Raw genomic sequence first — 23035 nt, forward strand, 5'->3', positions numbered from 1 at the left:
GGTTGAACCGCCGGATCGGGAAAACCCACAATGACCCAAGCGCATCAAGCGCGTGAATGTGATCGGGACCCGAGACGCGCGAATGGCATTACGGCCAGCGGCACCATGCGCCGCACCAACAGGTCGGACACATGGCCGCACCAACCAGCAATGATAGGCGAAAGTCGTACTTGCCAACGAGGGCCGTCCACACGTGGGTCGTCATGACTGAAGAGAAGGGTAGCCGCTTAATCTCAATGCCAGACCATCCTCAAGGGGAAGTGGTCTGGGTCAGCTAACGTCTGCGATGTGAACGAATAGCAGAGATAGGGCACCGCCGAGCCCGCGATGAATGACGGCAATCAAATTCCCTATGGGTGATGCCGCTCGGACGTCAAATCGGTCTCTAATTCGGTCGATTAGTTGAGGAAGCAACTGGCCCCGTGGGCCAGTCGTATGGTCGGAACGAGGGAATGATGACAAAATTCTCAAAAATACAGCGGCTTATGAGGCGAGCGCGCTTCCTTCTCTCTCCGCCGTTACTTCCTGATATCGTCGTCGACTGACGACCGCATTGCGCGGCGAGCGGGCGCTTGGCCGCCTCATTCCGGTGGTCCGCCGTTCTTGTTCGGGCCCAGCTGCAATCCGTCGATGCCGGCGATCGGCCATGCGCCGATGGCGTGGGCGTCGGTGCCGAGGCCTGCATGGAGACGGCGTTTGGGGATGTCCTGTTCGCCGCGGACGAGAAGGTCGATCCGGTCGCGAGCGTCGCCGCAGGTCACGGTGACGGCATGCGCGCCGGCCCGTTCGACTGAAACGGTCGCCTGCCATAGTCCGTCGTCGGCACGATGCATGGGGGCGGGGGCATCGTCGTCGATGCGCACCTCGACCGTCGCATCTGCCGCCGCGCCCAGTATGCGCGCGACGATGGTGACGGCGCCGGGGCGCGGCACCTGATGCGGATCGGCGGGGCGCGTTACCAGACGGGCGTCGCATGGGCTGACGATCTGGACATGCGGCCAGGCGGCGTCGAGACGACGGAAGCGCCAGCTGGGCACGCGGCCATGGACGCAGACGATCGCAAAGCCGACGCGGCCGGCGTCTTCCTCGATCTGCGCGGTCGAACGCGTCGCGCCGTAGATGACGCGGCCGTCGTTCAGCAGTTCGTTGTAATGCGTGTGGCCAGTATCGACGAAGGCGACGCGCGCGTCGGCGAAGGTGCGGGCGATGCTATCGCCATCGGCGGCGAGGTCGCCGGGATAGGCGTGCATGAACACCAGCGGCACCTGATCGGCCGCCTCGGCCCGCGCGAGCTCTTCGGCCAGCCGGTTGCGGTGGTGCATGGTTACGCGGAAGTCGGGGCCGCCCGCCCCTGCCGATATGATGTCGAGGAACAGGCAGCGATAGCCCGCGATCGTCTCCGCCTCCGGGCGGTTGGCGGCGGGGATGGCGGCGTCGTAATGGGCAAGATCGCCGGGTTCGAAATCATGGTCGCCCGGAATGATCCGCCACGGCGTCTGGAGCGGGGCCAGCGCGGCCATCATCCGCGCATATTGGTCGGGCGTGCCGTGGTTGGCGTTGTCACCGGGGACGAAGACGAAGTCGATCCCCTCGACGACGCGATTGATCTGATCGACGATGGCCTCCAGCCGGCCGAGGCCCTGCCAGTCGTCGGCCTCGTCGAGGTGCAGGTCGCCGATATGCGCCCAGCAGATTGAAGTGCCCATCGGATCGTCCTTTCGCCTAGTCCTGATCGGTGCCGGCGCAGGCCGGGCGCAGCGTCGCGGCAAAACCGATCCACAGCGCAAGGCTGGCGATCGCGAAGCTGCCGAGAATGAAGAAGCAGGCGCGATAGCCGAAGGCCTGCGCGATCCACCCGCCGATCGCGGGCGACAGGCTGGCGCCGACGCCCTGTACGGTCATTACCGCGCCTTGGCCGACGTTGACGCGCCCCGTACCTTTGAGCAGGCAGGCGACGAGGCCCGGCACCGCCACGCTCTGCAGCCCTGCACCGATGCCGTCGAGCGCCTGCACGGGCCAGACGCCCCAATACTGGATGATCGTGCCAGCGAGAAACCCGCGGAGCGGCAGCGCCGCAAACGAATTCAGCAGGACGAGCCAATAGCCGCGCCCCGCCGCGACCTTCATCGCGACGATGCTGGCCGCGATCATCACCGCCTGCGCGACGACGACCGTGGTCGCGGTGAACAGCGCCGGATTTCCCTGGCCCGCGCCAACGACCGCCAGCGTATACAGCGGCAGCATCCCGCCATTGCCGAGGTGGAAGCAGGCGAGCGCCAGTGCCAGGATCAACATCGGCTTGTTGCGCATCAGGACCTTGAAGCCTTCGGCCTTGCCGCCGTCCTGCCCTTCGTCGCCCTTTTCCAGGCCACGTGCCGCCTGATGGTCGATCGCCCGTTCGGGGATCGAGAGGACGGAGATGATCGCGAGCACGCCAAAGGCGGCCGATAGGTAGAAGATCGCGGGCATGCCGAACTTCCACCCCAGCCACCCCGACAGGCCGGCGCCGATCATGTTGCCGGCGTGGTTGAACGCCTGGTTGCGGCCGTTCTGCGCGTTGAACCCCTTCTGCCGGACGACGCCCAGCGTCATCCCCGCCACCGCCGGGCCGATCGCGGCGCCAGCAATCGCGGTCGCCACCTGGCTGACCGTCACCACCGCCCAGGCCTGCGACCACAGGATCAGGAAGGACGCAAACACGGTACAGATGCCGGTGACCACGACGACCAGCCGCTTCTTCGTCGTATGATCGATGAACGCGCCCGCCGGCGCGGTAAACAGCATGCCGGCAACACCGCCAGCGGTCATGACGGTGCCGATCGGTCCGGACTGCCAGCCACGCTGTTGCAGGAAGACGCCGAGGAACGGACCGATGCCCGCCTGCATGTCCGCCATGAAGAAATTGAGGGCCGCCAGCGCGCCCGTCGCGCGTTTGCGATCGGCTTTGCCGTCAGTGGTGGGCGTCGTGATCGTACCTGCCGTCGTTGCCATCGCCGCCTCCAGATCGAACGGCCCCAACACAGCAACACTTTGAAATATCCGCGTCGGACATGATTTCGATCAAATAAGCCCGACGAAAGAGGGGCGGCGGTAAAAGGCTGCGGGATGCCGCGCTGTCATGATCCCATCGGCTGTCGCGGTGTCGGGTGGGGCGGTCCGCCACCGAGCCACAGGGTTGCATAGCGTCGCTGGTGCGGCGAAGAACGGCGCCATTGCTGCGGATCACGGTGGTCCATGCCCGTCGCGGCACAATCGCAACGAAGATGGTATCGGCTTGCTTCCCAATTCCGGGCTACTCCACGTCTATACGTCGCTTCGGCCCGAGGTGCTGCGTTTCCTGACGGCTCGCCTGGGCGAACCGGCGCTGGCGGAGGACGCGATGCAGGAGTTGTGGTTGCGACTGGAGAGTGGCGCGACCGGCCCCATCGCCAATCCCCGCGCCTATCTGTACCGCGCAGCCCAGAACGTCGCGCTCGACATGATCCGCACACGGCGGCGGCGCGTCGTGCGCGATGGTGCGTGGGCGGTCGAGCGGGGCGGCGCAGGGGGCGAGCCGGTCGACCCGACCCCCGCTGTGGACCAGCAGATGGTGGAGCGGGAGGAAACGGCGCGGCTCGCCGCGGCGATCGCTGCGCTACCCGAGGCGGCGGGGCGGGCCTTTCGGATGCATAAGTTCGACGGGCTGAGCCATGCGGAGATCGCCGCGCGGCTGGGGATTAGCCGGAGCGGGGTCGAAAAACACATTGCGGTGGCGATGGTGCATCTGCGCCGCGCCCTGAAGGACTGAGGAATGGTGGACGGGCGGCGTCTGGACGACATGAGCGCGGACATCGACGAAGCGGCGGCGCGCTGGCATCTGGCGCAGGCCGATGACGATATGGACTGGGCGGCCTTCACCGACTGGCTGGAGGCCGATCCGCGCCATCGCGATGCGTATGACGCCATAGCCCTGGTGGACGATCGTATCGACGCGGCGGGACCGGCGCTGCATCTTCGAGCCGCGGATCTGACGCCTGAGCGGCGTAGTCCGCGCTGGGGCGCCTGGAGCGCGATCGCTGCCGTCGTGATCGCAGCGGTGCTGGGCCTGCTGTATCAGGGGTGGCGCGCTGGCGAGCCGACGGTCATCGCCTATCGTACCGGTCCCGGACAGGTGCGGACGATCCATTTGGCCGATGGGTCGCGTGCCATCCTGGCGCCCGGCAGCGTGCTTCGCGTACCGGCATCGCGCGAACAGGCGCTGACGCTGGACGGCAGCGCGTTCTTCGATGTGCGCCACGATGTCGGCCGGCCGCTGACCGTTCAAGCCGGGCGCTATACAATCCGCGACGTCGGCACGCGGTTCGATATCGCGGTTGGCGAGGGAATGGTGCGGGTCGCGGTGGCCGAGGGAGAAGTGGCGGTCTCGTCGCGCAATCGCGGCGACGCGATGGCGGTGGTGGCGGGCCGTGCGCTGACCATGCAGGGTCAGGGTCGCGGCGTGCTACAGCCGATCGACGTGAGCACGGTCGGCGGATGGCGGAGCGGGCCGCTGGTGTACGACGACGTCCCGCTGGGCCTCGTCGTCGCGGATATCGCGCGGGCAAGCGGAACGGCGGTGACGGTCGACCATGCCGTGGCGGAGCGCCGCTTTTCGGGGATGATCGCACAAGGCGACGGGCTAAGGATGGCGCGATCTCTCGCTGCGCTGACCGGGCTGGCACTGCGGGTGGACGGTGATGCGATACATCTGGCCGATCGCACCGCTCGTTAGCCTCGCCGCAGCGCCGGTAGCGGCGGAGAGCGGACGCTATCGGCTGAATATCGACGCGCGTGATCTAACCGGCGCGCTGGCGCAGCTATCGGCGCAGGCGCAGATTTCGATCGCGCGCGATGGCGCCTTGCCACGGCTGGCGCCGGTGCGGTTACGCGGCAGGATGACCGCAGAGGACGCGCTGGCGCAATTGCTCGAGCCGCTCGGGTGGGAAGCGGTGCGCGTGGCGCCGCAGGCCTATCGGTTGCGCCCCCGGGCAGTGCCGGTAGCGACGGCGCCCGTCGAGGAAGCGCCGCCGCCCGACATCGTCGTCACCGGCCGCAAGCGCGACGAGGTCATGTCCACCATTCCAGCTCCGGTCGCGATCCTGCGCCCGGGCATGGTGGGGGGCGGAGCGATCGGCACGACGCGTGACGTCGCGCGGGCGGTGGACGGCCTGACGCTGACCGGGGCGGGGCCGGGCGCGGACCGGCTGTTCCTGCGCGGTATCGCCGACAGCGTCTTCAACGGCTTCAGCCAGTCGCCGGTCAGCGTCCAGCTCGATGATGTGCGTATCGCCTTCGATGGCGCCGATCCCGCCCTGCGGCTGGTCGATGTCGCGCGCGTCGAGATACTGAAGGGGCCACAGGGCCCGCTATATGGGACGGGCGCGCTGGGCGGCGTGTATCGGATCGTCACGAACCGGCCGGTGCTGGATCGGGTGGAGGCGGATATGGGTGTCGGCCTGGCGCGAGTCGCGGGCGGCGGCATCGGGCCGTCCGGGCAAGGCGTCGTCAATCTGCCGCTGATCCACGATCGGCTGGGGCTGCGCATCGTCGGCTATGGCGCGGTCGATCCCGGCTGGATCGACGACGACGATGGTCGCCGCAATCTCAACCGGACGGTGACCCGCGGCGCGCGGATTGCGGTTCGCGCCGCACCCGTCGGGTCATGGTTGATCGACGCCAGCGCGGTGCGGCAGGCGATCGATGCCCGCGATACGTCCTATGTCGATCGCGCCGACGCCTATTGCCGCAGCGTGCCGACCGCCGAGCCTTATCAGGCGCGCCTGTCGCATTATCAGGGATCGATCACGGGGCCGATCGGGGCGCTGCGGCTGACCGTCGCGACCGGGCTGACGACGCAGAGCCAAAGCCAGCGCTACGATGGCGGCGTCCTCACCCCCGGCGTGCCCATCGCCATCTACAACGATCGGATGCTGCGCGTGGTGGACCAGGAAATCCGCGTCAGTTCGGCGGAGGGCGGGGGGCTCGTCTGGGTGGCGGGTGCCGCATTCCTGTCGACGCGGACCGAGGGCGATCTGGTCGGGCTGGCGCGCAACGGGATCGTCACGCGTCGTGGGGCCGCCAGTCGCGCGGTGACGGAGGCGGCGGTATTCGCCGACGGGTCGGCGACGTTGACGGCGCATTGGCGATTGGGGCTTGGCCTCCGGGTCTTTCGCGCGGGAACACGCAACGACAGCTTCGGGATCGATCGCGCGGTCGGCCGCACGCCGGCCGAGATCGGAGTGACGCCCAACGTCTCGCTATCCTACACCCCAGAACCGGGCCGGATCGTCTATGCCCGCATCGCCACGGCCTATCGCCCAGGCGGATTGAATACCGACGACGGCGTGACGCGGCGTTACGCGTCCGATCGGGTGCGCGCGATCGACCTCGGCGGCCGGATGCGACTGCTCGGCGGGCGGCTGGGCATCGACGGCAATCTGTTCCTCACCCGGTGGAGCGATATCCAGTCCGACTATCTGCGTCCCGAAGGCTGGATCGGGACGCGCAACGCCGGGCGCGCCAGCATCGTCGGCCTGGACGCGAGCGTCGACTGGCAGGCCACAGAAGGCTGGCGGATCACGGCGGGTGGGGTGGCGCAGCGCCCGCGGCGTCGCGAAGGGCCCTCACGCTATCTGCCGCTGGTCCCCGATCTGTCGGCGCGGCTGGCGGTGTCTCGGGTGCAGGCGCTGGGCGGGTGGCAGGTCGTACCGCGCCTGTCCGTAGAGCTGACCGGCGCCACGCATCTGGGGCTGGATGGCCCCGCCGATCGGCGGATGCCGCCCCGCGTCATCGGGCGGTTCGGTGTGGTCGGCCAGTCTCGCCAACTGACGTTGGCGCTCGACGTCGACAATCTGACCGGGGTGCGTGCCGATACCCTGGCCTTCGGCAATCCTTTCGCTGCGACGACCGCCCGCTATTACACGCCATATCGTCCGCGTACCCTGACCCTCTCGGCCACCCGGCGTTTCTAGAAAAAAGTTCGCGGCCCGGACTGCGGTTCCTCCGTGTCAGCACGTCGATGCGACCGTGCGAGACGATCAACACGAAGGAATGACGATGCGATGGACTGCCGCCCTTTCGATTCTGGCCCTGATCGGCGCGACGCCTGCCGCCGCGCAGGATCACGTGGCCCGGCCTTTTGAGGGGGGCAGCGTCACGCTGATCGTCGGCGTCGACGGCGCCAACCGCTTCAGCGACTGGAGTGCCGGCGCGACCTATGGCGGGCAGATCGGCTATGACTGGCAGCGGAACGGTCTGGTCGTCGGCGTCGAAGGCGAATTGACCGGCTCGTCGAACCGCCAGTGCAGCGTCCGCTATTCGACGAGCGGCGGCAATAGCAGCCTGTGCGTGACGACGGGGCGAGACGCTTATGTCGGGGGCCGTCTCGGAACACCGATCGGCGGCGCGACGCTGCTGTATGGCAAGGCGGGCTATACCAATGTCGAGCAGACGTTCGCCGCGCGCCAGACGACCAGCGGTACGGTCGACGGGTTTCGTCTTGGCGCAGGGGTCGAACATCACATCAGCGATCGCACGACGCTGAAGGCCGAATATCGCTACGCCAACTATGCGGGCAGCTACGACCGACATCAGGCGGTGGTCGGCCTCGGCTTCCGGTTCTGATGCAGTTCCGTCCGGCGCGCGGACGCGCCGAGCGGGACCTGACATTGCGGGTTGATCTGCATCAATCTGTCCTATACGGGCAACACAGCCATTTGGTCCATTCCTGACGCAGGAGATCACAATGCGGTTCATTCCCATCGCGCTCGTTCTGGCCGCAACGGCCTCCACTGCCTGGGCCGATCGGCCCGGTGAGGATCATCCGCTGTTGCCGCGTTATGCCGGTGCCGCGATCAAGAACTACCGGCCGCCGGCGGAGGATCAGGTGGTCCTGCCGATCGCCCGCATCGACGATGCAACGACGACGCGGGCTGTGCGGACGCTCGAGGGGCGGGTCACGCATATCGACTATGCGACGCCCACGGCGGTTCCGACGCTGGCGGTGGGCCGCTACTATACCGGGCTGTTGCAGCGCGCCGGCTATCGCACCGTGTTCGACTGCACGGGCACCGTGGCGTGCGGCAAGGATATGGGGCGGCTGATCTTCCTGACCGATCGCGTCGCGCCGGACGGGTTCGCCGATGGGCTGTTCGGCAACCGGATGCGCGTCATCGTCGCGCAGCGCGGGGACGATTGCGTGTTGCTCCATCTGTTCGAAGGGCCAGACCGCACGACGATCTACGAAGTGACGGTCGACAAGAGCGCGGCCGGAGCCGCAACGGGCGAGGCGACCGCGTCCGCCGCCGGTGGGACGGGACCCAAGGTCCACACCTCCAAGGCGCGCGACGTCACCGACTGTTCCAAGACGGTCAACGGCGGCATGAAGGCGGCCTATGGCATGGCGCTGGGCGGGCTGCTCGGCAGCAAGATCGGCGGCGGCGGGCAGGGGGCCGTGGCCGCCAGTGCGGCCGGTGGCGCCGTGGGGGCCGAGCTGGACAAGCAGCATCGCTGCGGCCCCGGCGCCCAGATCGAAAGCAACGCCGCCACCGACACGCCGCCCGAGAAGCCGAAGAAGCGGAGCCTCGGCGGCCTGCGTAACGCGCTGGGGCTGTAGGACATGCTGGCCAAACGCCGTGCTGTGCTCTGGGGGACGATGGCCCTGGCGGTGCCGGCGATCGCCCTCGGTCTGTCGCGGATATCGCGGGTCGACGCGCAGGTGCGGCCGCCCTTCATCTGCAACGGTGTCCCCCAGGGCAGCCCGAACTGCGGACCGCCCGTGCCGCGCCTGCAAGGCTTCCACCGGATCGAGCGGGCCTTCGGCGCCATCGCCTATGACAAGGGCAAGGGTGTGTGGTTCGGCAGCTATCAATATCCCTCGAAGCGCGAGGCGCAGGACGGGGTGTTGACGAATTGCCGGCAGAATGGCGGGACGGCGTGTCAGCTGATGCTGTCCTACACCAACCAATGCGCGGCGGTCGCCCGCGCCGTGGAGACCGGCCGGCCGGTGGTGGGGCATGACAGCGTCGATACCGGCAGCACGCAGGACGAAGCGATCGCCCATGTCCGCCATTCGTGCGAAAGCGACTGGAATACCAAGCAATGCACCGTCCAGCTGGTCAATTGCAGCCACCACAATGTCGTCAAATGGTCCGAGTGGGTCTACGACGATTGAGCGCGGTCGCGTGACGGCTGCAGGCTAGGGCCGTCGGGTGGGCGCTATACCACGTCTGATGCCCCGTATGGCGCCGTCTCCCGCTGCGATCAGGGTGTTGCGCGCGGGTGGTTCCCCGCGCCGTTCAAGCGGAGGGCAGTCGCAGCGTCGCGATCGTGCCTCCGTCGGGGCCAGCATCCAGCGTAAAGGTGCCGCGGTGCTGCGCGGCGAAGTCGTGGACGATGCTGAGGCCGAGACCCGCCCCGCCCGTGCCGCGATTGCGCGAGGCCTCGCCGCGTTCGAAGGGCAGCAGCAGGCGCTCGCGATCCGCGGCGGGAATGCCGGGGCCTGTGTCCGCGACCGACACGAGCACGGCGGCGCCATCCTGCCGCACCGCGATGTCGCCCCCGCCCGCATAATCGGCCGCGTTGCGCACCAGATTTTCGACCGCGCGGCGAAAGGCTGGTTCGGGTAGTCGCACCCACGCATCCTCACCGGGCAGCAGGCGGATGCTGGCCCCGGCGTCATGTGCGTCCGCGACGATCGCGGCGACCAGCGAGCGCACCTCGACGATCGCGGCGGGGGCGGCGGCGTCGCGGGCGAAGGCCAGCACCTCACCGATCATCGCCTGCATGCGGTCGACATCGGCGACCATGCGCGATCGTTGTGGCTCGGGCGCGGTCTCGACACGCAGGCGCAGGCCGGTGAGGGGTGTCCGCAGGTCATGCGCGATCGCGGTCAGCATCCGCGCGCGCTCGGCCGCTTCGATGGCGAGCCGGTTGCGCATCGAGGCGATCGCCGCCGCCGCTTCGCGCAATTCGCGTGGGCCGCCGGGCAGGGCTGCGACCGTATCGTCACGATCGATCGCATGGGCCAATATCCGGAACGGCCGGGTCATCCGCCGGGCGAAAATCCATGCGAGGGGGGCGAGCAGCAGCAGGCTGACGCCCAACGCGATGAGGATGTTCCGCTGCCAGCCACCCAGCAGCGGCTGCGTCGCCGATACGGTCAGCCAGCGTCCGTCGGGCTGGCGCACGCTCGCCGCAAAGGCCGTCATCGGCACGCCGATCAGCGCGGCGCGGATCGCTCCGCCAGCCGCCTCGGGCCTCACCATGTCGAAGCGCGTGCCGCCCCGCCGCAGCAGGACGATGGACGGCGGTATCGTCGTCGCTCCGGGCGGGGGGACATGGGTGACGGTCGTGCGCTGGACCATGATGCTCGACCGGCGCGTCCCATCGGGCCAGGTTACCCGGATATCGCCCGGCGACCGGCCGAGTGCGCCGGCGATCAACCCTTCCAGCATGGGCACGCGCGTGCCCGATGGCGGATCGGCACGCCAGCGTCGGTCGAAGCCGGGCATGGGTTGGCGCAACGCGGCGACCGCCTCGGCCGCGCTGAACCGCGGTGCAGGCGGTTGCGGCGCCAGGATGACGATCGCCGCGGTCGTCGCGACGCTCAGCGTCGCCACGGCGACGCCGAACCCGCCGATCGCGACGAGCGCGCTGGGCGGTCGCCTCATGCCGGCCGCACCGTGGGCAGAAAGCGGTAGCCGACGCCGCGTACCGTTTCGATCAGGGGTGCGGGATCGGCGTCCCCCAGCTTGCGGCGCAAGCGGCTGACCGCAATGTCGATCGCGCGGTCATAGGAGGTCGCATCGAGACCGCGGGCCAGATCCAGCAGGGCATCGCGCGTCAGGATGCGGCCGGGACGGCGGACGAAGGCCGCCAGCAAGGCATGCTCGCCCTCGCTGAGCGCCAGCGGGCGTCCGGCCGGATCGCGCAGTCGCCGCTGCTCCATGTCGAGCCACCAGCCGGCGAAGCTGACACCGTCCTTCGTACCGGGATCGGCGCGCTCCGCGCCGGGGCGGCGCAGCAGCGCGCGCACCCGCGCCAGCAGTTCGCGCGGCTCGAACGGCTTGGTCAGATAGTCCCACGCGCCCACCTCCAACCCGACGATCCGGTCGGTGACCGCATCCAGCGCGCTGAGCATCAGGATCGCCGTCCCCGCCGGGGCAAGGCGGCGGCAGAGCGACAGGCCGTCCTCGCCCGGCATCATCACGTCGAGCACGATCAGGTCGACGGGCGCCTGGGCCAGTTCGTGATCGCAGGCCGCGGCGTTGCGCGCGGTGCGCACCGCATAGCCGTGGCCGCCCAAAAAGTCGGCGATCGCATCGCGAATGCTGGCGTCGTCATCGACGACGAGGATCGAACTGGGGGCGATGGCCGCGGACTGCATGCCGACCCTTCTAGCAGCGCTGTGTAGCATTTGCGTATCAACCACGGCTACCAGCGCGCCATCGCCTCGCTACCCGCGTCCGCTTCCCTGTCCATCGAGATACCAGCGAGGGAGGAACGGTGTGATGGTTCGGCACGGATGGGCGGCGATGCTGCTGACGGGGGGTGCGGCAAGCGGTGTCGCGGCACAGGAGGCGCCGGCACCGCCCGCGCCCGCGCCAGAGGCAAAACCCGCGGCCAAGGCGGCGCCGCGGATCGAGTTTCGCGGCGCGGACGGCAAGCCGCTTCCGCCGGAGATTCAGCGGGAGTTGGAGGAACGGTTTCGCAAGAACCCGCCGCCCGGGTTTGGCAAAGCGCCGGCGCACACGCCGGACGATATCGTCGTCGCCGCGCAAAAGCCGCGGGGCTCCGTGGTCGGCAACCTGCCCCCGGAGCGCACGTTCAGCCCAGTCGATCTGCGGGCCTATGGTGCGGACTCGATAGGCGCGCTGCTTGAGGCGCTGGGGCCGCAGGTTACGAGCAACCGCGGGCGTGGCGACGGCACGCCGGTGACGCTGCTCAACGGCCGACGCATCTCCGACTTTTCGGAAATCGCGCGCATTCCCACCGAGGCGATCGAGCGGATGGAGGTGTTCCCCGAAGAGCTCGCGCTGCAATATGGCTATCGCGCCGACCAGAAGGTCGTGAACATCGTAACCTTCGCCAATTTCCGGTCGCGCGTCGGGCAGCTCGGCTATGTCGCACCGACTGAGGGCGGCCGGGATAGTGCGATCGGCAATGCCGATTATCTGGCGCTGCGCGGCGATACGCGCGTCAGCCTGGGGGCGACGTACAGTCGCGCCGCGGTGCTGCGTGAAAGCGATCGGGATATCGTCCAGATCGGTGGCGCATCCGATCTGGGTCGGCTGCGGACCCTGCTGCCCCAGACCGAACAGATCGCGGTCAACGGCCTGATCAGCGGCCGGATGTCGGGCGATTCGACCGCGACGCTGAACGGCCGTTTCGATTCGAACCAGAGCCACAGCCTGTTGGGACGGGTCGGTGACGAGGTGCTGCGGCGGGATGGCGAGCGATCGGTCGCGCATCTCGGCACCACGCTCGGCGGCCGCGAAGGGCAGTGGCAATGGACGGTTACCGGCACCTATGATCGCATCGGCAGCATCCTCCGCACCGATGTCGCCAGCGGCATGGGGCGGCGCGATTCGGCGCGGTTCGTCGATACGCTCGCCGGGGCCGACCTGTTGCTGAACGGTCCGATCGCAGACCTGCCGGCCGGGCCGCTGTCGGCGAGCGTGCAGGCGGGCGTCGCATTCCGGGGGCTCGACAGCCGGTCGTCGATCGGCGGCGTCACGCAGATCAGTGAGCTCGCGCGCAACCGGGGGGCGGCACAGATCGACATCGCTTTGCCGATCCTCAGCCGCAAACCGGGTTCGCCGTCGCCCTTCGGCACGCTCAGCCTGAACGCCAATGTCGCGTTGGAGCACTTGTCGGACGTCGGGACGCTGCGGACCTTCGGCTATGGCCTCGCGTGGTCACCCGTGCCTGCGGTCAACGTGATCGCATCCGCCACGCATGAGGAGGGCGCGCCGACGCTGGAGCAACTCGGCGGCCCGACGCTCGTCACGCCCAACGTCCGGACGTTCGACCTCGGGCGGCGGGAAGTGGTGGATGTCACGCGCGTGTCGGGCGGCAATCCCGGCCTGCGCAGCGACGACCGCCATGTCGTCCGGCTGGGCGTCAACGTCCGCCCGCTGGCGCAGAAGGACCTGACCCTCAGCGTGGATTATGTTGCGACGCGGATCGATCGCCCCATCGCCGCCTTTCCAATCGTGACGCCTGATATCGAGGCGGCCTTTCCCGGCCGGTTCATCCGCGACGATCGCGGCCGGCTGACGGGGATCGACGGGCGGCCGCTCAACTTCGCCGAATCCCGCCAACGGCAGTTGCGCTGGGGGATCAATTTCACGCGACCGCTCGGCGCGGTGCCCCCCGGATTCCAGGCGGCCCGGATGCGGGTGTACAGCAGCGAGGCGGAGGCGATGCGGGCGAACCCGGGCGCCATCATGACGCGCGCGGAGCCGGGCAGCGCCATGGCGCGCACCGGGGACAATCTACGCAGCCGGCTATTCGTCAGCCTGTACCACAATTGGTATCTGCAGGACGCGATCGTGCTGAACGACCGGCTGCCAACGCTCGACCTGCTGGATGGCGGTGCGATCGACCTGCGCGGCGGGCGCCGCCGTCACGAAATCGAGGCACAGGCGGGGGTGTTCAAACGGGGGCTTGGCGCGCGGGTTACGACGACGTGGCAAAGCGGCACGACATTGCAGGGGGCGGGCAGCGCGGGCGACCTGCGGTTCCCGAGCTTCGCCACGGTGAACGTCAATCTGTTCGCCAATCTCGCCGATCGGTTCGGTGGGAAGACTGCGCCTGCATGGCTGAAGGGGACGCGCGCCTCGCTGGGTGTCACGAACCTGTTCAACACCCGGCCACAAGTTCGCGACCGGCTGGGCGCGACGCCGCTCAGCTATCAGTCCGCCTATCTCGATCCGCTGGGGCGGACGATCAGCTTCACGCTGCGCAAGACGGTGTAGGGCAAGACGGTGTAGCCACGATCGCCTACGCCGCCAGCGCGTACCGCCGGCAGTGGTCGAGATAGCCTGCCTCATGGCTACCGGAGAGCGAGACGACGCTTTCCCACAGCCATGAGGGGGCATCGAGCTGTCCGTGCCGGCCCGATTCGAGCTGGCCGATCCAGTCCGCACGCGCGGCGGCGTCCATCTGGCGGGCGTGCGCCGTGCCGACGACGAAGGCGAGATGGCGGGCGGCGCGGATCGCCTCGCCGCGGCTGAACTGCTCGACCTCCAGCTTCAGGTCGTGCGGGGTCAGCTCGCGGATGAACAGCGACCGGTCGAGCATCCGGACCGGCATCATCCGCGCGCCGAGATAGGGCGACAGGTGACGGGCGGCCGTGGCGACCCGCTCGCCCGGGTCGCGCGGCATCGCCGCACCGCGCGCCGCCGGCGCGACGGGGGCGGTCGCTTCCTTCAGGTCGACCAGCGCATAGGACCAATTGCCCTTGCGCGTCCGGAGCGCAACGATCGCTGCATAGCGCAGCAGGCCCAGCGAACTGCACCCCTTCATCCAATAGGCGGCATCGACCAGCCGGACCTCGCGATTCTTCGGCTTGCCCTTCAGCGACAGGATCATCGCCGCGACGCGTTCGTCGGCGAACAGCGCGGTCAGCGCCTCGCGTTCCTCGGGCGCCAGTTCCCAAAACTTCTTGCCGAGCGGGATGCGCGGCTCCACCGCATCCAACCGCTCCTTCGCCAGATGGCGCCAGCGCCGGCCCAACGCCTCGCGTTCGACGCTGCGGACGGTATCGGATTCGACGCCGGGGTCGCCGCTGGTCGGATCGTGGATCGCCGCGGCATAGCCATCGACCATCGCTTCCATCATCCGCATCGTGACGACGCCCGGCAGGTCGGAGCCGCGGGCGGCCGTGGCCAGCGACAGGCCCAGCCGGATGAGGTCGTGCGCGGGGTTGCCGATCACCGCCTGGTCGAGATCGCGGATCTGGATAGCGACGGACCCGTTGCCACTGGCGATCGGCCCCAGATTGCCAAGGTGACAGTCGCCGCAAATCCACACCGCCGGCCCCACCGGCACACGACGTGCCGCGTCGGACGCTGCCAGCCATTCGTAGAATTTTGCCGTATTGCCCCGCACATAGGCATGGGCCGATCGCGCCATCTTTAACGTCCGTCGGGATTCGAGAACGGCAAGACGATCAGAGGGATGCGGCATGGACGGACAGGACCTCGACAGGAAAGACCCCATCACAACGCCGGGCGCGCCCGAAAGTGACGAAAGATTGCTGGCCCGATATGGTACTTTTAGTAGGTTCGGGGGTGAACGCCCCCTGATAGCGGCGCTCCGGCGTGCCTGAGAGGGTATCGTCAGACACACAAAGGACGCCGGGCCCGTGGCGGCCGCGGCGTCCCTGTCGTTCCATGATCCCGTCGCCGGGGAGGCGCGGCTTATTTGAACGCCGTCACCTTGCCCGACTGGCCGACCGTGTAGAGCGTGCCGTTCGCCACCACCGGCGGCAGCGCGAAGCTGTCCTTCGTGTCGATCGTGTTCACGATGCTGCCGTCGGTCGGCGAGGTGAAGACGATCTGGCCCAGCGAGTTGGTCAGGATCAGGCGGTTGCCGGCCAGCACCGGGCCGAACCAGATGACCTGCGGGCCCTTCTGCTTCTTGGTGTTCTTGAACCGCTGCAGCTGCGCGATCCAACGCGCCTTGCCGTTCGAGCGGGCGAGGCAGACGAGGCGGCCGTTGTCGGTGACGACGAACAGCCAGTCGCCCGCGATCCACGGCGTCGAGATGCCGGCGAAATTCTGTTCCCACAGCCGCTGGCCGGTCGCGAGATCGAGGCTGACCATACGGCCGCCCTGGCCGACCGCGAAGATACGGCCGTTGTCGATCACCGGATCGGCGTCGATGTCCGACAGGCTCGACACCGACGTCGTGATCGAGGTGCGCGACAGCGCATCGCCCCACAGGACGCGGCCGTTTTCGTAGCGATAGGCGTTGAGTTCGCCGCTCGAGAAGCCGGCGACGATCGTGCCCTGGCTGGCGGCCGGTGCCGCGACGCCGAACACGCCCTGCGTTTCCAGCGTGCCGGACTGCGCCCACTGCACCTTGCCGTCGTTCTGATCGATCGCGAAGATCTGGTTGTCCTGGCTCAGCACATAGACAGAACCATTGGCCAGCGTCGGCGCGCCGCGCAGCGGGCCGCCGGGCTTGGCGCGCCAGATTTCCTTGCCGTCCGCAGCGTTGAACGCGACCACGTCGCCCAGGCCGTCGGTGGCGAAAACGCGGCCGCCCTCGACGCTGGCACCGCCGCCGAAGCGCGCGGGGCGATTGGCATCGCCGCTCGCGACGCTGGCGCTCCACAGCTTGGCACCCGTGTCGGCGGCAAAGGCATGCAGCTGGGCCTGCACATCGACAATATACAGTTTGTTGTCGACGATCACCGGCGCGGCGGCGAGCCGTTCACGCACCGAGCCGCCGTCGATCCGGCTTTCCCAGACGCGCGACGGGGTTTCGGCGAGCGCGAGCTGGCCCATCGACTTGGCGGCATTGCCGCCCGGCTGCGACCAGCTGGCGTTGGCGGCGGGGGCGGGCAGCGTCACCTGGATGTCGGCGATCGACGGATCGGCCTCGATGCCGTTTTCCGACGTCAGGATCGGCACGCGCTGGCCAACGGTCGGCGTCTTCTTCGGTGCGCCCTTGAACACGCCGCAGGCGGACAAGGCCATCAGGGCCGCAATGCCAACCGAGGCACGAATGGTGGTCTTCATCTACGCGAGGCCTTCTCTATCGTGCGGCGGGTTATTGCGCGGTCGCGGCGCTGGCGGGGGTAACGACGCGAACCTTGGCGGCGGATGTATCCACCCCCATCGATCCGGCCATCTGAACCGCGCGTTGACGGATCGTCTCGGGCACGCTCTCTGTGCTGCCGAGCTGGCTGAACATCTGGCCGGCAAGGTCGCGGCGCCCGCTGTCGAGATAGGCCATCGCGACCAGTTCGCCCGCGCTGCCGAAATAGGCGTTGGCCGGGACGGCGATCGGCCGCAGCCGCTCGATCACCACCTGCGGCTTCAGCGTGTCATATTCGGCGACGGTCTGGCGGATCAGCGCCAGGTCGCGGAACGGCTGCGCGACGCTGCTGTCGGCAGCGATCGCCGCGAACTTGGCGGCGGCAGCCTTGTCCTGCTTCTTCGACAGCAGGATGTCCGCTTCGGTCATCTGGGCCAGCGCGCGATAGCCGGGGCGGCCGGTCTGCGCGATCGGCGCCAGCGCCTTGGCGGCGGCGTCGGGCTGGCCGTTGCCGAGCTGGTCGTAGGCGGCCTGCAATTGTTCGCCCTGCACGCCCGCCGCTTCGGTCTGGCGGTGTTGCCAGTACAGGAATCCGCCGAACGCCGCGAGAGCGGCGACGATTCCCACGATGGTCCAGCGGCCATAGCGTTCCCAGAAGGTCAGCAGTTGATCGCGGCGCAGTTCGTCGTCGACTTCGCGAAGGAACGCATCGTTGTTTTGCGGCGTAAGGGCCAAGGAGGGCTCCGGACGATAAGGGGCGGACGATAAAAGACTGGCGCGCACTCTTAGCGACGCCCGCCGGGAAACAAAAGGTCATGCAGGCTGTCGGCCTGCGCGTCGATCATCCCTTGGCGGGATAGATCTGCTCAGGGCCGGGGAAGCTGCGCGCCCGTACCTCGCAGGCATAGGCTTCGGCTGCGGCGGAAATGCGGCCGGCCATGTCGTCGTAGCGCTTCACGAAGCGCGCAGTACGTTCGAACAGGCCCAGCATGTCCTCGGCGACCAGCACCTGCCCGTCGCACTGCGCCGATGCACCGATGCCGATCGTGGGACAGGCGATCTCTTGCGTGATGCGAATCGCGATCGGCTCCATCACGCCTTCGATCACGACGGCGAACGCACCCGCTTCGGCGACGGCGACGGCATCGCCGACGATCTTCTCCGCCTCCGCATCGGTCCGTCCGCGCGCGCCATAACCCCCCAGCACGTTCACCGCCTGTGGCGTCAGGCCGACATGGCCCATGACGGGAATGCCGCGTTCGGACAGGAAGCGAACGGTGGACGCCATCGCCGCGCCGCCTTCCAGCTTCACGGCCGCAGCGCCGGTTTGCTTCAGCAGCCACGCGGCGCTTTCGAACGCCTTTTCGGGTGAGGCTTCGTAGCTGCCGAAGGGCATGTCGATGACGACCACCGCATGCGCACTGCCGCGCACCACCGCCGCGCCGTGCGCCGCCATCATCTCCAGCGTGACGGGCACGGTGGACGGCAAGCCGTAGATCACCTGGCCCAGGCTGTCGCCGACCAGCAGCATGTCGCAATGCGCGTCGAGCAGCTGGGCGGTACGCACCGTATAGGCGGTCAGCATCACCAGCGGCTCGGCCCCCTTGCGCTGGCGGATCGCTGGGACGGTCAGGCGCTTGCGCAGCGCCGGCGTCGGACTCGCACGGCTGGTCGCGGTGTCGATCGTATAGGTCGTGGACATGGCAGCAGGCCTTACGCGCCTTGGCTCAACCGATCCATCCCCGCCGACGCGCATGGCCCGACAGCCAGACGCCGAACAGCGCCACGGCGGCGATGAAGACCGGGAAGGGGACGACCTGCGCCGCGCCGCGCACCGCGATGATGTCGGTCGCGACGAACAGCCAGCCGAACTGCACGATCACGGCGACCAGCGACACCAGGAACAGCGGCCGGGCCAGCGCCGACCGCAGCACCAGCGCGAGCGCGGCTGCCAGGCCGCTGCCGGTCGCGAGGGCGTAGACGCCATTGTACCAGATCGGGAAGCTCGCATACAGCCGTCGGTAATAAGCGTCCGCCGGCCCCATCGCTTCCGCGCCCAGGCGGATTTGCTGGACGCAGGCGAACACGCCCACTGCGCCCCAGATGACCAGAACCATCACAACGATGGCGAACCACATAGGTGTCGCCGGTCTGCCGCGCGTCATCGCATCCCCTCTCTTTTGGAAACAGGATGCCGCGCCACGCCCCGCGACGCAACGTCAGCCCAGCGCGGCAGCCCAGGCATCGGGCTTGAAGCCGACCAGCAGCACGCCGTCGCCCTCCAGCACCGGGCGTTTGATCATGGAGGGCTGCGCGATCATCAAAGCGATCGCCTTGTCCGCATTCAGATCGGTGCGGTCGGCGTCGGGCAGCTTGCGAAACGTCGTGCCTGCGCGATTGAGCAGGACCTCCCAGCCGAGCGTATCGACCCAGTGCCGCAGTCGCCCCTCATCGACTCCATCGGTTTTGTAGTTGTGGAATCGATACGATACGCCCGCCTGATCCAGCCAGACGCGCGCCTTCTTCACCGTGTCGCAATTGGGGATGCCGTAGAGAATAAGGGGCACTGTCGTCTCCATCATGGTCGGCCCGGCCTTTGCCAGCGTCGGGGGCGGAGCGGAAGCGGTCAGCGGGATGACAGCCGCACCTCCATCGATGGCACGTCGCCGCCCTCAACCAGGCATGGGCGCATGGCGGGGCCCGTCTCGACGAACCCTAGCTTATCCAGAACGCGGCCGGAGGCGGGGTTCGACAGGAAATATCCCGATGTGATCGTCTGCAGCGCCAGCGTGTCGAACCCGAACGCCAGGACCGCCCGCGCGGCCTCGGTTGCCAGTCCCGACCCCCAGTGCGGCCGGCCGAGCCAATAGCCGAGTTCGGCGACATCCGGCGCCGGGGACGGCGTCAGGCCGATGGCACCGATCAGCGTGTCGTCGTGCGTGCGCGTGATCGCCCACACCCATTCGTGCGGGACGATCCGGTCCAGGAAAAAGGCGGCATCCTCCGGTCCATAAGGATGCGGCACGCGCGCCAGTCGTCGTGCCACGTCCCGATCGCCGATCGCCGCGACGATCGCATCCGCGTCGCGGTGCTGCGGGTGGCGCAGGACTAGGCGTTCGGTCACGAGCCGGGGCCGATCGGGAAGGGGGCGTGCGTCCATGGTCGGGGCGTACGATCCTTTGAACGGTCCAGCCAGCTGGGCCGTCAGGCGGCGCGTCCGCTCGCCAGATAGCGATTGAGCCACGCGCCGATCGCCGCATTGTCGCTGGGGCCGTTCAGCGAGCGTGTCGCCCGATCGCGCAAGGTCGCATCGATGTCGGGCGCGGTATGGGCGGCGATCAGCGCGCGTGCGTAGGCCGCGTCGAACTCGGGGTGGAATTGCAGCGTCAGCGCATCGCCGTCGGCATAGGATAGCGCGGCGTAAGGCGTGAACGGCGTGCGGGCGAGCACCTCGGCGCCCTCCGGTGGTGTCACGACCTGATCCTGATGCGAGGCCATGGCGGTCACGCTGTCTCCCAAGCCCGCGATCGGGGTTACGAGATCATAGCGGGTCAGGCCGAGGCCCCAGCCTTGCGGCGCCTTGACCACCCGGCCGCCGAAGGCATGCGCGATCGCCTGGTGCCCGAAGCAGATGCCGATCAGCCGTGCCGTGCCACGCGCGGTGCGCAGGAAACGGGCAAGCGATTCGAACCAGCCATGGCCGTCATTCACGCCTGCCGCCGATCCGGTGACGACATAGGCGTCGCACGCGTCCGGCGAGACGGGCAATTCGCCACCGCGAACGTCGTAGCGTGTGTAGCGGTGGGTCGGCCCCAGCAGCGCGGCCATCATCATGGCGTAAGTGCCATGCTTTTCAGCAAGATCGCCCGGCGGTGCGCCGGTTTCGAGGATGCCGATATGCATGACAGGCGCTCCCGCAACAGGGCGCATCGCTCGCTGGGAAAAGGAAGGGCGGGGGAGAGTCCGGATACGCCGGTTGGACTCGATCCCCCGCACCCCGACCACACCGGTGCCGGTTTTACCGGCAGGCTCCGCTCCGTATATCTCATTGACGGCGCGGTTGAGGCGCAGCACCCGTACGCCGGATCGCGGCCAAAAAAAAGGCCGGTCAGAGACCGGCCGGAAAGTTTTTAGGAGAGGATGCCTGAAAGGCACGGTCTTTGTGCATCGCAGCACGGATTGTCGCAAGTGCAAAACGTGCAATCGCGCTTTTGTATCGCGCAATCGTTATCGGTATCACATAAGCGATGGTGGCTGATCCCGCCTCGGCTGGCCATTGCAAACCAGGGTTCATCATGCGCTTTTTCCATGCTCTTCTCGCAGTCGCAGCGTTAGGATCGGCGGGCTCCGCTGCACCGCCGCGCGAACCGGCGATCGTGCGCGTCCGGCTGGACACGGCCTATGGTCCGGTCGTGCTGGCGCTCGACGCCCGGCACGCGCCCCGCACGGTCGCCAATTTCATGGGCTATGTCGACGACGGGCGATTCGACGGCATGACCTTCTATCGGTCGGCCCGGAACCGGCAGGCGCCGGCCTATGGCTTCGTCCAGGGCGGGATCCGGACAGACGCGCGCCGCATCCTGCCGCCGTTTCCGCTCGAGACGACGGCGATGACGGGGATCAAGCACACCGACGGCACGATCTCGATGGCGCGGCGTGCCGATGCCGGGTCGGCGGGCGGTAATTTCTTCATCACGATCGGCGCGATGCCCAGCATGGACGCGAAGGGCAGCTATCAGGGCTATGCCGCCTTCGGCCATGTCGTGTCGGGGATGCCCGTGCTGAAGCGGATCCTGGCGCAGCCGACCGGCGGCGGCATGGGCGGGCAGTTGCTGCTGCGCCCGGTCAAGCTGGTCCGCGCGGTGCGCCTGACCGGCACGCCGCATCCGACCGGTATCGTCAAGCCGTGGCTGGTGAAGACGCAGGCCGATCCCGCCCGCCGCAAATAGCCGCGCGCGCAACCATCCGTCGTCCCGAGCGCTTGGTCCGCCTTGTCTTGCAGGAGGTTGACGATGAAGACGGCATGGCTTGCGGCGCTGGCCGCGGTGACGATGGTGGCGCCGGTGACGACGGGCGCGGCGATCGCGCAGCGCGGCGACTATCGTTGGAACGGTGATCGTGACGGCCGGTGGGAGCCCGCCGATCATTATCGCGAAGGCCGCTACCGCGAGCGGCGCCTGGGTCGCAACGACCGCATCTATCGCGGGCGTGACGGTCGCGCCTATTGCCGGCGTAGCGACGGCACGACCGGTCTGGTGGTCGGCGCGGTTGGTGGCGGCGTGCTCGGCAATCTGGTCGGCGGCGGCACGCTCGGGACGCTGCTCGGCGCCGGTGGCGGCGCGGTGCTCGGTCGCTCGATCGACCGCGGCAATGTGAAGTGCCGCTGAGGTAACGATACGGGGCGGGCGCGATGCCCGCCCCGAACGCGGTCAGGCGAGGTGCGGCGCCGCGCCCGACTTGGGCGAATCATGCTCGCTGATCGAATTCAGCTGCACGTAATTGTGAATGCCCATCCGCTCGATCATGTCGAACTGCCGCTCCAGCGTATCGACATGCTCTTCTTCGCTGGCAAGAATACGCGTGAAGAGATCGCGGCTGACGTAATCCTTGACCTGCTCGCAATAGGCGATCGCGCCTTTGAGCTGCTCGACCGCTTCCATTTCCATGGCAAGGTCGGACTTCAGTACCTCTTCCACGGTCTCGCCGATGCGCAGGCGACCCAGCAGCTGGAAGTTCGGCAGGCCATCGAGGAACAAGATGCGCTCCGACAGCCAGTCGGCATGCTTCATCTCATCGATTGATTCCATCCGCTCATACTGGGCGAGCTTATAGACGCCCCAATGGTCGAGCATCCGATAGTGGAGCCAATATTGGTTGATCGCGGTCAGCTCGTTCTTGAGCGCCTCGTTCAGAAATTCGATGACCTTGGGGTCGCCCTTCACTGCCATATCCTTCGCCTTCCGCTAATGTCGTGGGCGGGGGTGTAGGCGCCGTACGGCGGCTACGGCAAGGCAAAAAATGGCGGAAATCTGCGGTTTTTGCCGCTGCGAACGTCAGGCAGCAGCGCGTTCGGTGTCGATAATGGCTCGCGCTACCATCACGCATTGCCCGCATTTCGCCTGGCAGCCGAGCGATCGATAAGCCTGGCACGCGGTACGGCATCCATTGCGGGCCGCGTCGCGGACCTGGGATTCCCGTATGGCATTGCAAACGCAGACGACCATGGACGCTCCTTCGCTTCGCCCTT

At 68.0% G+C, this 23035-nt stretch carries 23 protein-coding genes; 9 read left to right on the forward strand and 14 right to left on the reverse strand.

The window, feature by feature from the left end; translation table 11 throughout:
- Nucleotides 1-581: 581 nt before the first annotated feature.
- Nucleotides 582-1706, reverse strand: coding sequence for a metallophosphoesterase (locus SPHME3_RS0109985; RefSeq protein ID WP_017979307.1), 1125 nt, complete (start codon nt 1704-1706; stop codon nt 582-584).
- A 16-nt stretch (nt 1707-1722) separates the two neighbouring features.
- Nucleotides 1723-2991, reverse strand: a complete 1269-nt coding sequence (locus SPHME3_RS0109990) for an MFS transporter (RefSeq protein ID WP_231372467.1) — start codon at nt 2989-2991, stop codon at nt 1723-1725.
- A 283-nt stretch (nt 2992-3274) separates the two neighbouring features.
- Between SPHME3_RS0109990 and SPHME3_RS0109995 the strand changes: the two genes are divergently transcribed.
- From SPHME3_RS0109995 to SPHME3_RS0110020, 6 genes are all read left to right on the forward strand, one after another.
- Nucleotides 3275-3787: a sigma-70 family RNA polymerase sigma factor gene (locus SPHME3_RS0109995; protein WP_017979305.1), complete on the forward strand. Its 513-nt coding sequence runs from the start codon at nt 3275-3277 to the stop codon at nt 3785-3787.
- 3 nt (nt 3788-3790) lie between these two features.
- The gene (locus SPHME3_RS0110000; RefSeq protein WP_017979304.1) at nt 3791-4750 is read left to right on the forward strand and encodes a FecR family protein; all 960 of its coding nucleotides are present in this window, start codon (nt 3791-3793) and stop codon (nt 4748-4750) included.
- Nucleotides 4716-6989 (forward strand): TonB-dependent receptor, encoded by a 2274-nt coding sequence (locus SPHME3_RS0110005; RefSeq protein ID WP_017979303.1) that lies wholly within the window; start codon nt 4716-4718, stop codon nt 6987-6989. Before SPHME3_RS0110000 ends, SPHME3_RS0110005 begins: the two co-directional genes overlap by 35 nt.
- A gap of 85 nt (nt 6990-7074) precedes the next feature.
- Nucleotides 7075-7641, forward strand: a complete 567-nt coding sequence (locus SPHME3_RS0110010) for an outer membrane protein (RefSeq protein ID WP_231292028.1) — start codon at nt 7075-7077, stop codon at nt 7639-7641.
- Between the two features lie 121 nt (nt 7642-7762).
- Nucleotides 7763-8632: a hypothetical protein gene (locus SPHME3_RS0110015; RefSeq protein WP_017979301.1), complete on the forward strand. Its 870-nt coding sequence runs from the start codon at nt 7763-7765 to the stop codon at nt 8630-8632.
- A 3-nt stretch (nt 8633-8635) separates the two neighbouring features.
- Nucleotides 8636-9190 (forward strand): DUF4189 domain-containing protein, encoded by a 555-nt coding sequence (locus SPHME3_RS0110020; protein WP_231292027.1) that lies wholly within the window; start codon nt 8636-8638, stop codon nt 9188-9190.
- 124 nt (nt 9191-9314) lie between these two features.
- Here SPHME3_RS0110020 and SPHME3_RS0110025 read toward each other — a convergent pair whose 3' ends face one another.
- Complete coding sequence (locus tag SPHME3_RS0110025) at nt 9315-10688, reverse strand: sensor histidine kinase (RefSeq protein ID WP_017979299.1); 1374 nt, start codon at nt 10686-10688, stop codon at nt 9315-9317.
- Nucleotides 10685-11404 (reverse strand): response regulator, encoded by a 720-nt coding sequence (locus tag SPHME3_RS0110030; protein ID WP_017979298.1) that lies wholly within the window; start codon nt 11402-11404, stop codon nt 10685-10687. The genes SPHME3_RS0110025 and SPHME3_RS0110030 overlap by 4 nt, the downstream gene beginning before the upstream one ends.
- 124 nt (nt 11405-11528) lie before the next feature.
- On the opposite strand from SPHME3_RS0110030, the gene SPHME3_RS0110035 reads away from it, so the two are divergent.
- Nucleotides 11529-13997 carry a TonB-dependent receptor domain-containing protein gene (locus SPHME3_RS0110035; RefSeq protein ID WP_024310294.1) on the forward strand — a complete coding sequence of 823 codons (2469 nt, stop codon included), beginning with the start codon at nt 11529-11531 and terminating at the stop codon, nt 13995-13997.
- Between the two features lie 25 nt (nt 13998-14022).
- On the opposite strand, the gene SPHME3_RS0110040 is transcribed toward SPHME3_RS0110035, so the two are convergent.
- The 8 genes from SPHME3_RS0110040 to SPHME3_RS0110075 form a co-directional block, all read right to left on the reverse strand.
- Nucleotides 14023-15210, reverse strand: coding sequence for a DUF2252 family protein (locus SPHME3_RS0110040; protein WP_024310293.1), 1188 nt, complete (start codon nt 15208-15210; stop codon nt 14023-14025).
- 233 nt (nt 15211-15443) lie between these two features.
- Nucleotides 15444-16769, reverse strand: coding sequence for an outer membrane protein assembly factor BamB family protein (locus SPHME3_RS0110045; protein WP_017979296.1), 1326 nt, complete (start codon nt 16767-16769; stop codon nt 15444-15446).
- Between the two features lie 31 nt (nt 16770-16800).
- Nucleotides 16801-17523 carry a tetratricopeptide repeat protein gene (locus tag SPHME3_RS0110050; protein ID WP_017979295.1) on the reverse strand — a complete coding sequence of 241 codons (723 nt, stop codon included), beginning with the start codon at nt 17521-17523 and terminating at the stop codon, nt 16801-16803.
- Nucleotides 17524-17629: 106 nt separating this feature from the next.
- A complete protein-coding gene (gene panB / locus SPHME3_RS0110055) occupies nt 17630-18490 on the reverse strand; it encodes a 3-methyl-2-oxobutanoate hydroxymethyltransferase (protein WP_017979294.1) in 861 nt (286 codons plus the stop codon).
- A 25-nt stretch (nt 18491-18515) separates the two neighbouring features.
- Nucleotides 18516-18953 (reverse strand): hypothetical protein, encoded by a 438-nt coding sequence (locus SPHME3_RS0110060; protein WP_231372466.1) that lies wholly within the window; start codon nt 18951-18953, stop codon nt 18516-18518.
- A 54-nt stretch (nt 18954-19007) separates the two neighbouring features.
- Nucleotides 19008-19370, reverse strand: a complete 363-nt coding sequence (locus SPHME3_RS0110065) for an ArsC family reductase (protein ID WP_020486540.1) — start codon at nt 19368-19370, stop codon at nt 19008-19010.
- 44 nt (nt 19371-19414) lie between these two features.
- Nucleotides 19415-19912 (reverse strand): GNAT family N-acetyltransferase, encoded by a 498-nt coding sequence (locus SPHME3_RS0110070; RefSeq protein ID WP_231372464.1) that lies wholly within the window; start codon nt 19910-19912, stop codon nt 19415-19417.
- Between the two features lie 80 nt (nt 19913-19992).
- Nucleotides 19993-20691 carry a type 1 glutamine amidotransferase gene (locus SPHME3_RS0110075; RefSeq protein WP_018250704.1) on the reverse strand — a complete coding sequence of 233 codons (699 nt, stop codon included), beginning with the start codon at nt 20689-20691 and terminating at the stop codon, nt 19993-19995.
- 392 nt (nt 20692-21083) lie between these two features.
- Here SPHME3_RS0110075 and SPHME3_RS0110080 point away from each other — a divergent pair, with 392 nt between their 5' ends.
- Both SPHME3_RS0110080 and SPHME3_RS0110085 read left to right on the forward strand, forming a co-directional pair.
- The gene (locus SPHME3_RS0110080) at nt 21084-21737 is read left to right on the forward strand and encodes a peptidylprolyl isomerase (protein ID WP_017979289.1); all 654 of its coding nucleotides are present in this window, start codon (nt 21084-21086) and stop codon (nt 21735-21737) included.
- A 63-nt stretch (nt 21738-21800) separates the two neighbouring features.
- Nucleotides 21801-22175, forward strand: coding sequence for a glycine zipper 2TM domain-containing protein (locus SPHME3_RS0110085; protein WP_017979288.1), 375 nt, complete (start codon nt 21801-21803; stop codon nt 22173-22175).
- 42 nt (nt 22176-22217) lie between these two features.
- Here SPHME3_RS0110085 and bfr read toward each other — a convergent pair whose 3' ends face one another.
- Nucleotides 22218-22730 (reverse strand): bacterioferritin, encoded by a 513-nt coding sequence (bfr, locus tag SPHME3_RS0110090; protein WP_024310291.1) that lies wholly within the window; start codon nt 22728-22730, stop codon nt 22218-22220.
- Nucleotides 22731-22841: 111 nt separating this feature from the next.
- Entirely contained in the window at nt 22842-23012 is a 171-nt protein-coding gene (locus SPHME3_RS21540) for a (2Fe-2S)-binding protein (protein WP_081609139.1), read from the reverse strand.
- Between the last annotated feature and the right edge of the window lie 23 nt (nt 23013-23035).

The organism is Sphingomonas melonis DAPP-PG 224, from assembly GCF_000379045.1.
GTDB lineage: Bacteria > Pseudomonadota > Alphaproteobacteria > Sphingomonadales > Sphingomonadaceae > Sphingomonas > Sphingomonas aquatilis.

Bases quoted from the DNA above. Each gene is read 5' to 3' on its own strand.
- SPHME3_RS0110045 (WP_017979296.1), bottom strand. From the start codon at position 16,769: ATGAAGACCACCATTCGTGCCTCGGTTGGCATTGCGGCCCTGATGGCC.
- SPHME3_RS0110015 (WP_017979301.1), top strand. From the start codon at position 7,763: ATGCGGTTCATTCCCATCGCGCTCGTTCTGGCCGCAACGGCCTCCACT.
- SPHME3_RS21540 (WP_081609139.1), bottom strand. From the start codon at position 23,012: ATGGTCGTCTGCGTTTGCAATGCCATACGGGAATCCCAGGTCCGCGAC.
- SPHME3_RS0110040 (WP_024310293.1), bottom strand. From the start codon at position 15,210: ATGCCGCATCCCTCTGATCGTCTTGCCGTTCTCGAATCCCGACGGACG.
- SPHME3_RS0109990 (WP_231372467.1), bottom strand. From the start codon at position 2,991: ATGGCAACGACGGCAGGTACGATCACGACGCCCACCACTGACGGCAAA.
- SPHME3_RS0110065 (WP_020486540.1), bottom strand. From the start codon at position 19,370: ATGATGGAGACGACAGTGCCCCTTATTCTCTACGGCATCCCCAATTGC.
- SPHME3_RS0110060 (WP_231372466.1), bottom strand. From the start codon at position 18,953: ATGACGCGCGGCAGACCGGCGACACCTATGTGGTTCGCCATCGTTGTG.
- SPHME3_RS0110005 (WP_017979303.1), top strand. From the start codon at position 4,716: ATGCGATACATCTGGCCGATCGCACCGCTCGTTAGCCTCGCCGCAGCG.
- SPHME3_RS0110025 (WP_017979299.1), bottom strand. From the start codon at position 10,688: ATGAGGCGACCGCCCAGCGCGCTCGTCGCGATCGGCGGGTTCGGCGTC.
- SPHME3_RS0110020 (WP_231292027.1), top strand. From the start codon at position 8,636: ATGCTGGCCAAACGCCGTGCTGTGCTCTGGGGGACGATGGCCCTGGCG.
- SPHME3_RS0110080 (WP_017979289.1), top strand. From the start codon at position 21,084: ATGCGCTTTTTCCATGCTCTTCTCGCAGTCGCAGCGTTAGGATCGGCG.
- SPHME3_RS0110035 (WP_024310294.1), top strand. From the start codon at position 11,529: ATGGTTCGGCACGGATGGGCGGCGATGCTGCTGACGGGGGGTGCGGCA.
- SPHME3_RS0110000 (WP_017979304.1), top strand. From the start codon at position 3,791: ATGGTGGACGGGCGGCGTCTGGACGACATGAGCGCGGACATCGACGAA.
- SPHME3_RS0110075 (WP_018250704.1), bottom strand. From the start codon at position 20,691: ATGCATATCGGCATCCTCGAAACCGGCGCACCGCCGGGCGATCTTGCT.
- SPHME3_RS0110085 (WP_017979288.1), top strand. From the start codon at position 21,801: ATGAAGACGGCATGGCTTGCGGCGCTGGCCGCGGTGACGATGGTGGCG.
- SPHME3_RS0110030 (WP_017979298.1), bottom strand. From the start codon at position 11,404: ATGCAGTCCGCGGCCATCGCCCCCAGTTCGATCCTCGTCGTCGATGAC.
- SPHME3_RS0109985 (WP_017979307.1), bottom strand. From the start codon at position 1,706: ATGGGCACTTCAATCTGCTGGGCGCATATCGGCGACCTGCACCTCGAC.
- SPHME3_RS0110010 (WP_231292028.1), top strand. From the start codon at position 7,075: ATGCGATGGACTGCCGCCCTTTCGATTCTGGCCCTGATCGGCGCGACG.
- panB (WP_017979294.1), bottom strand. From the start codon at position 18,490: ATGTCCACGACCTATACGATCGACACCGCGACCAGCCGTGCGAGTCCG.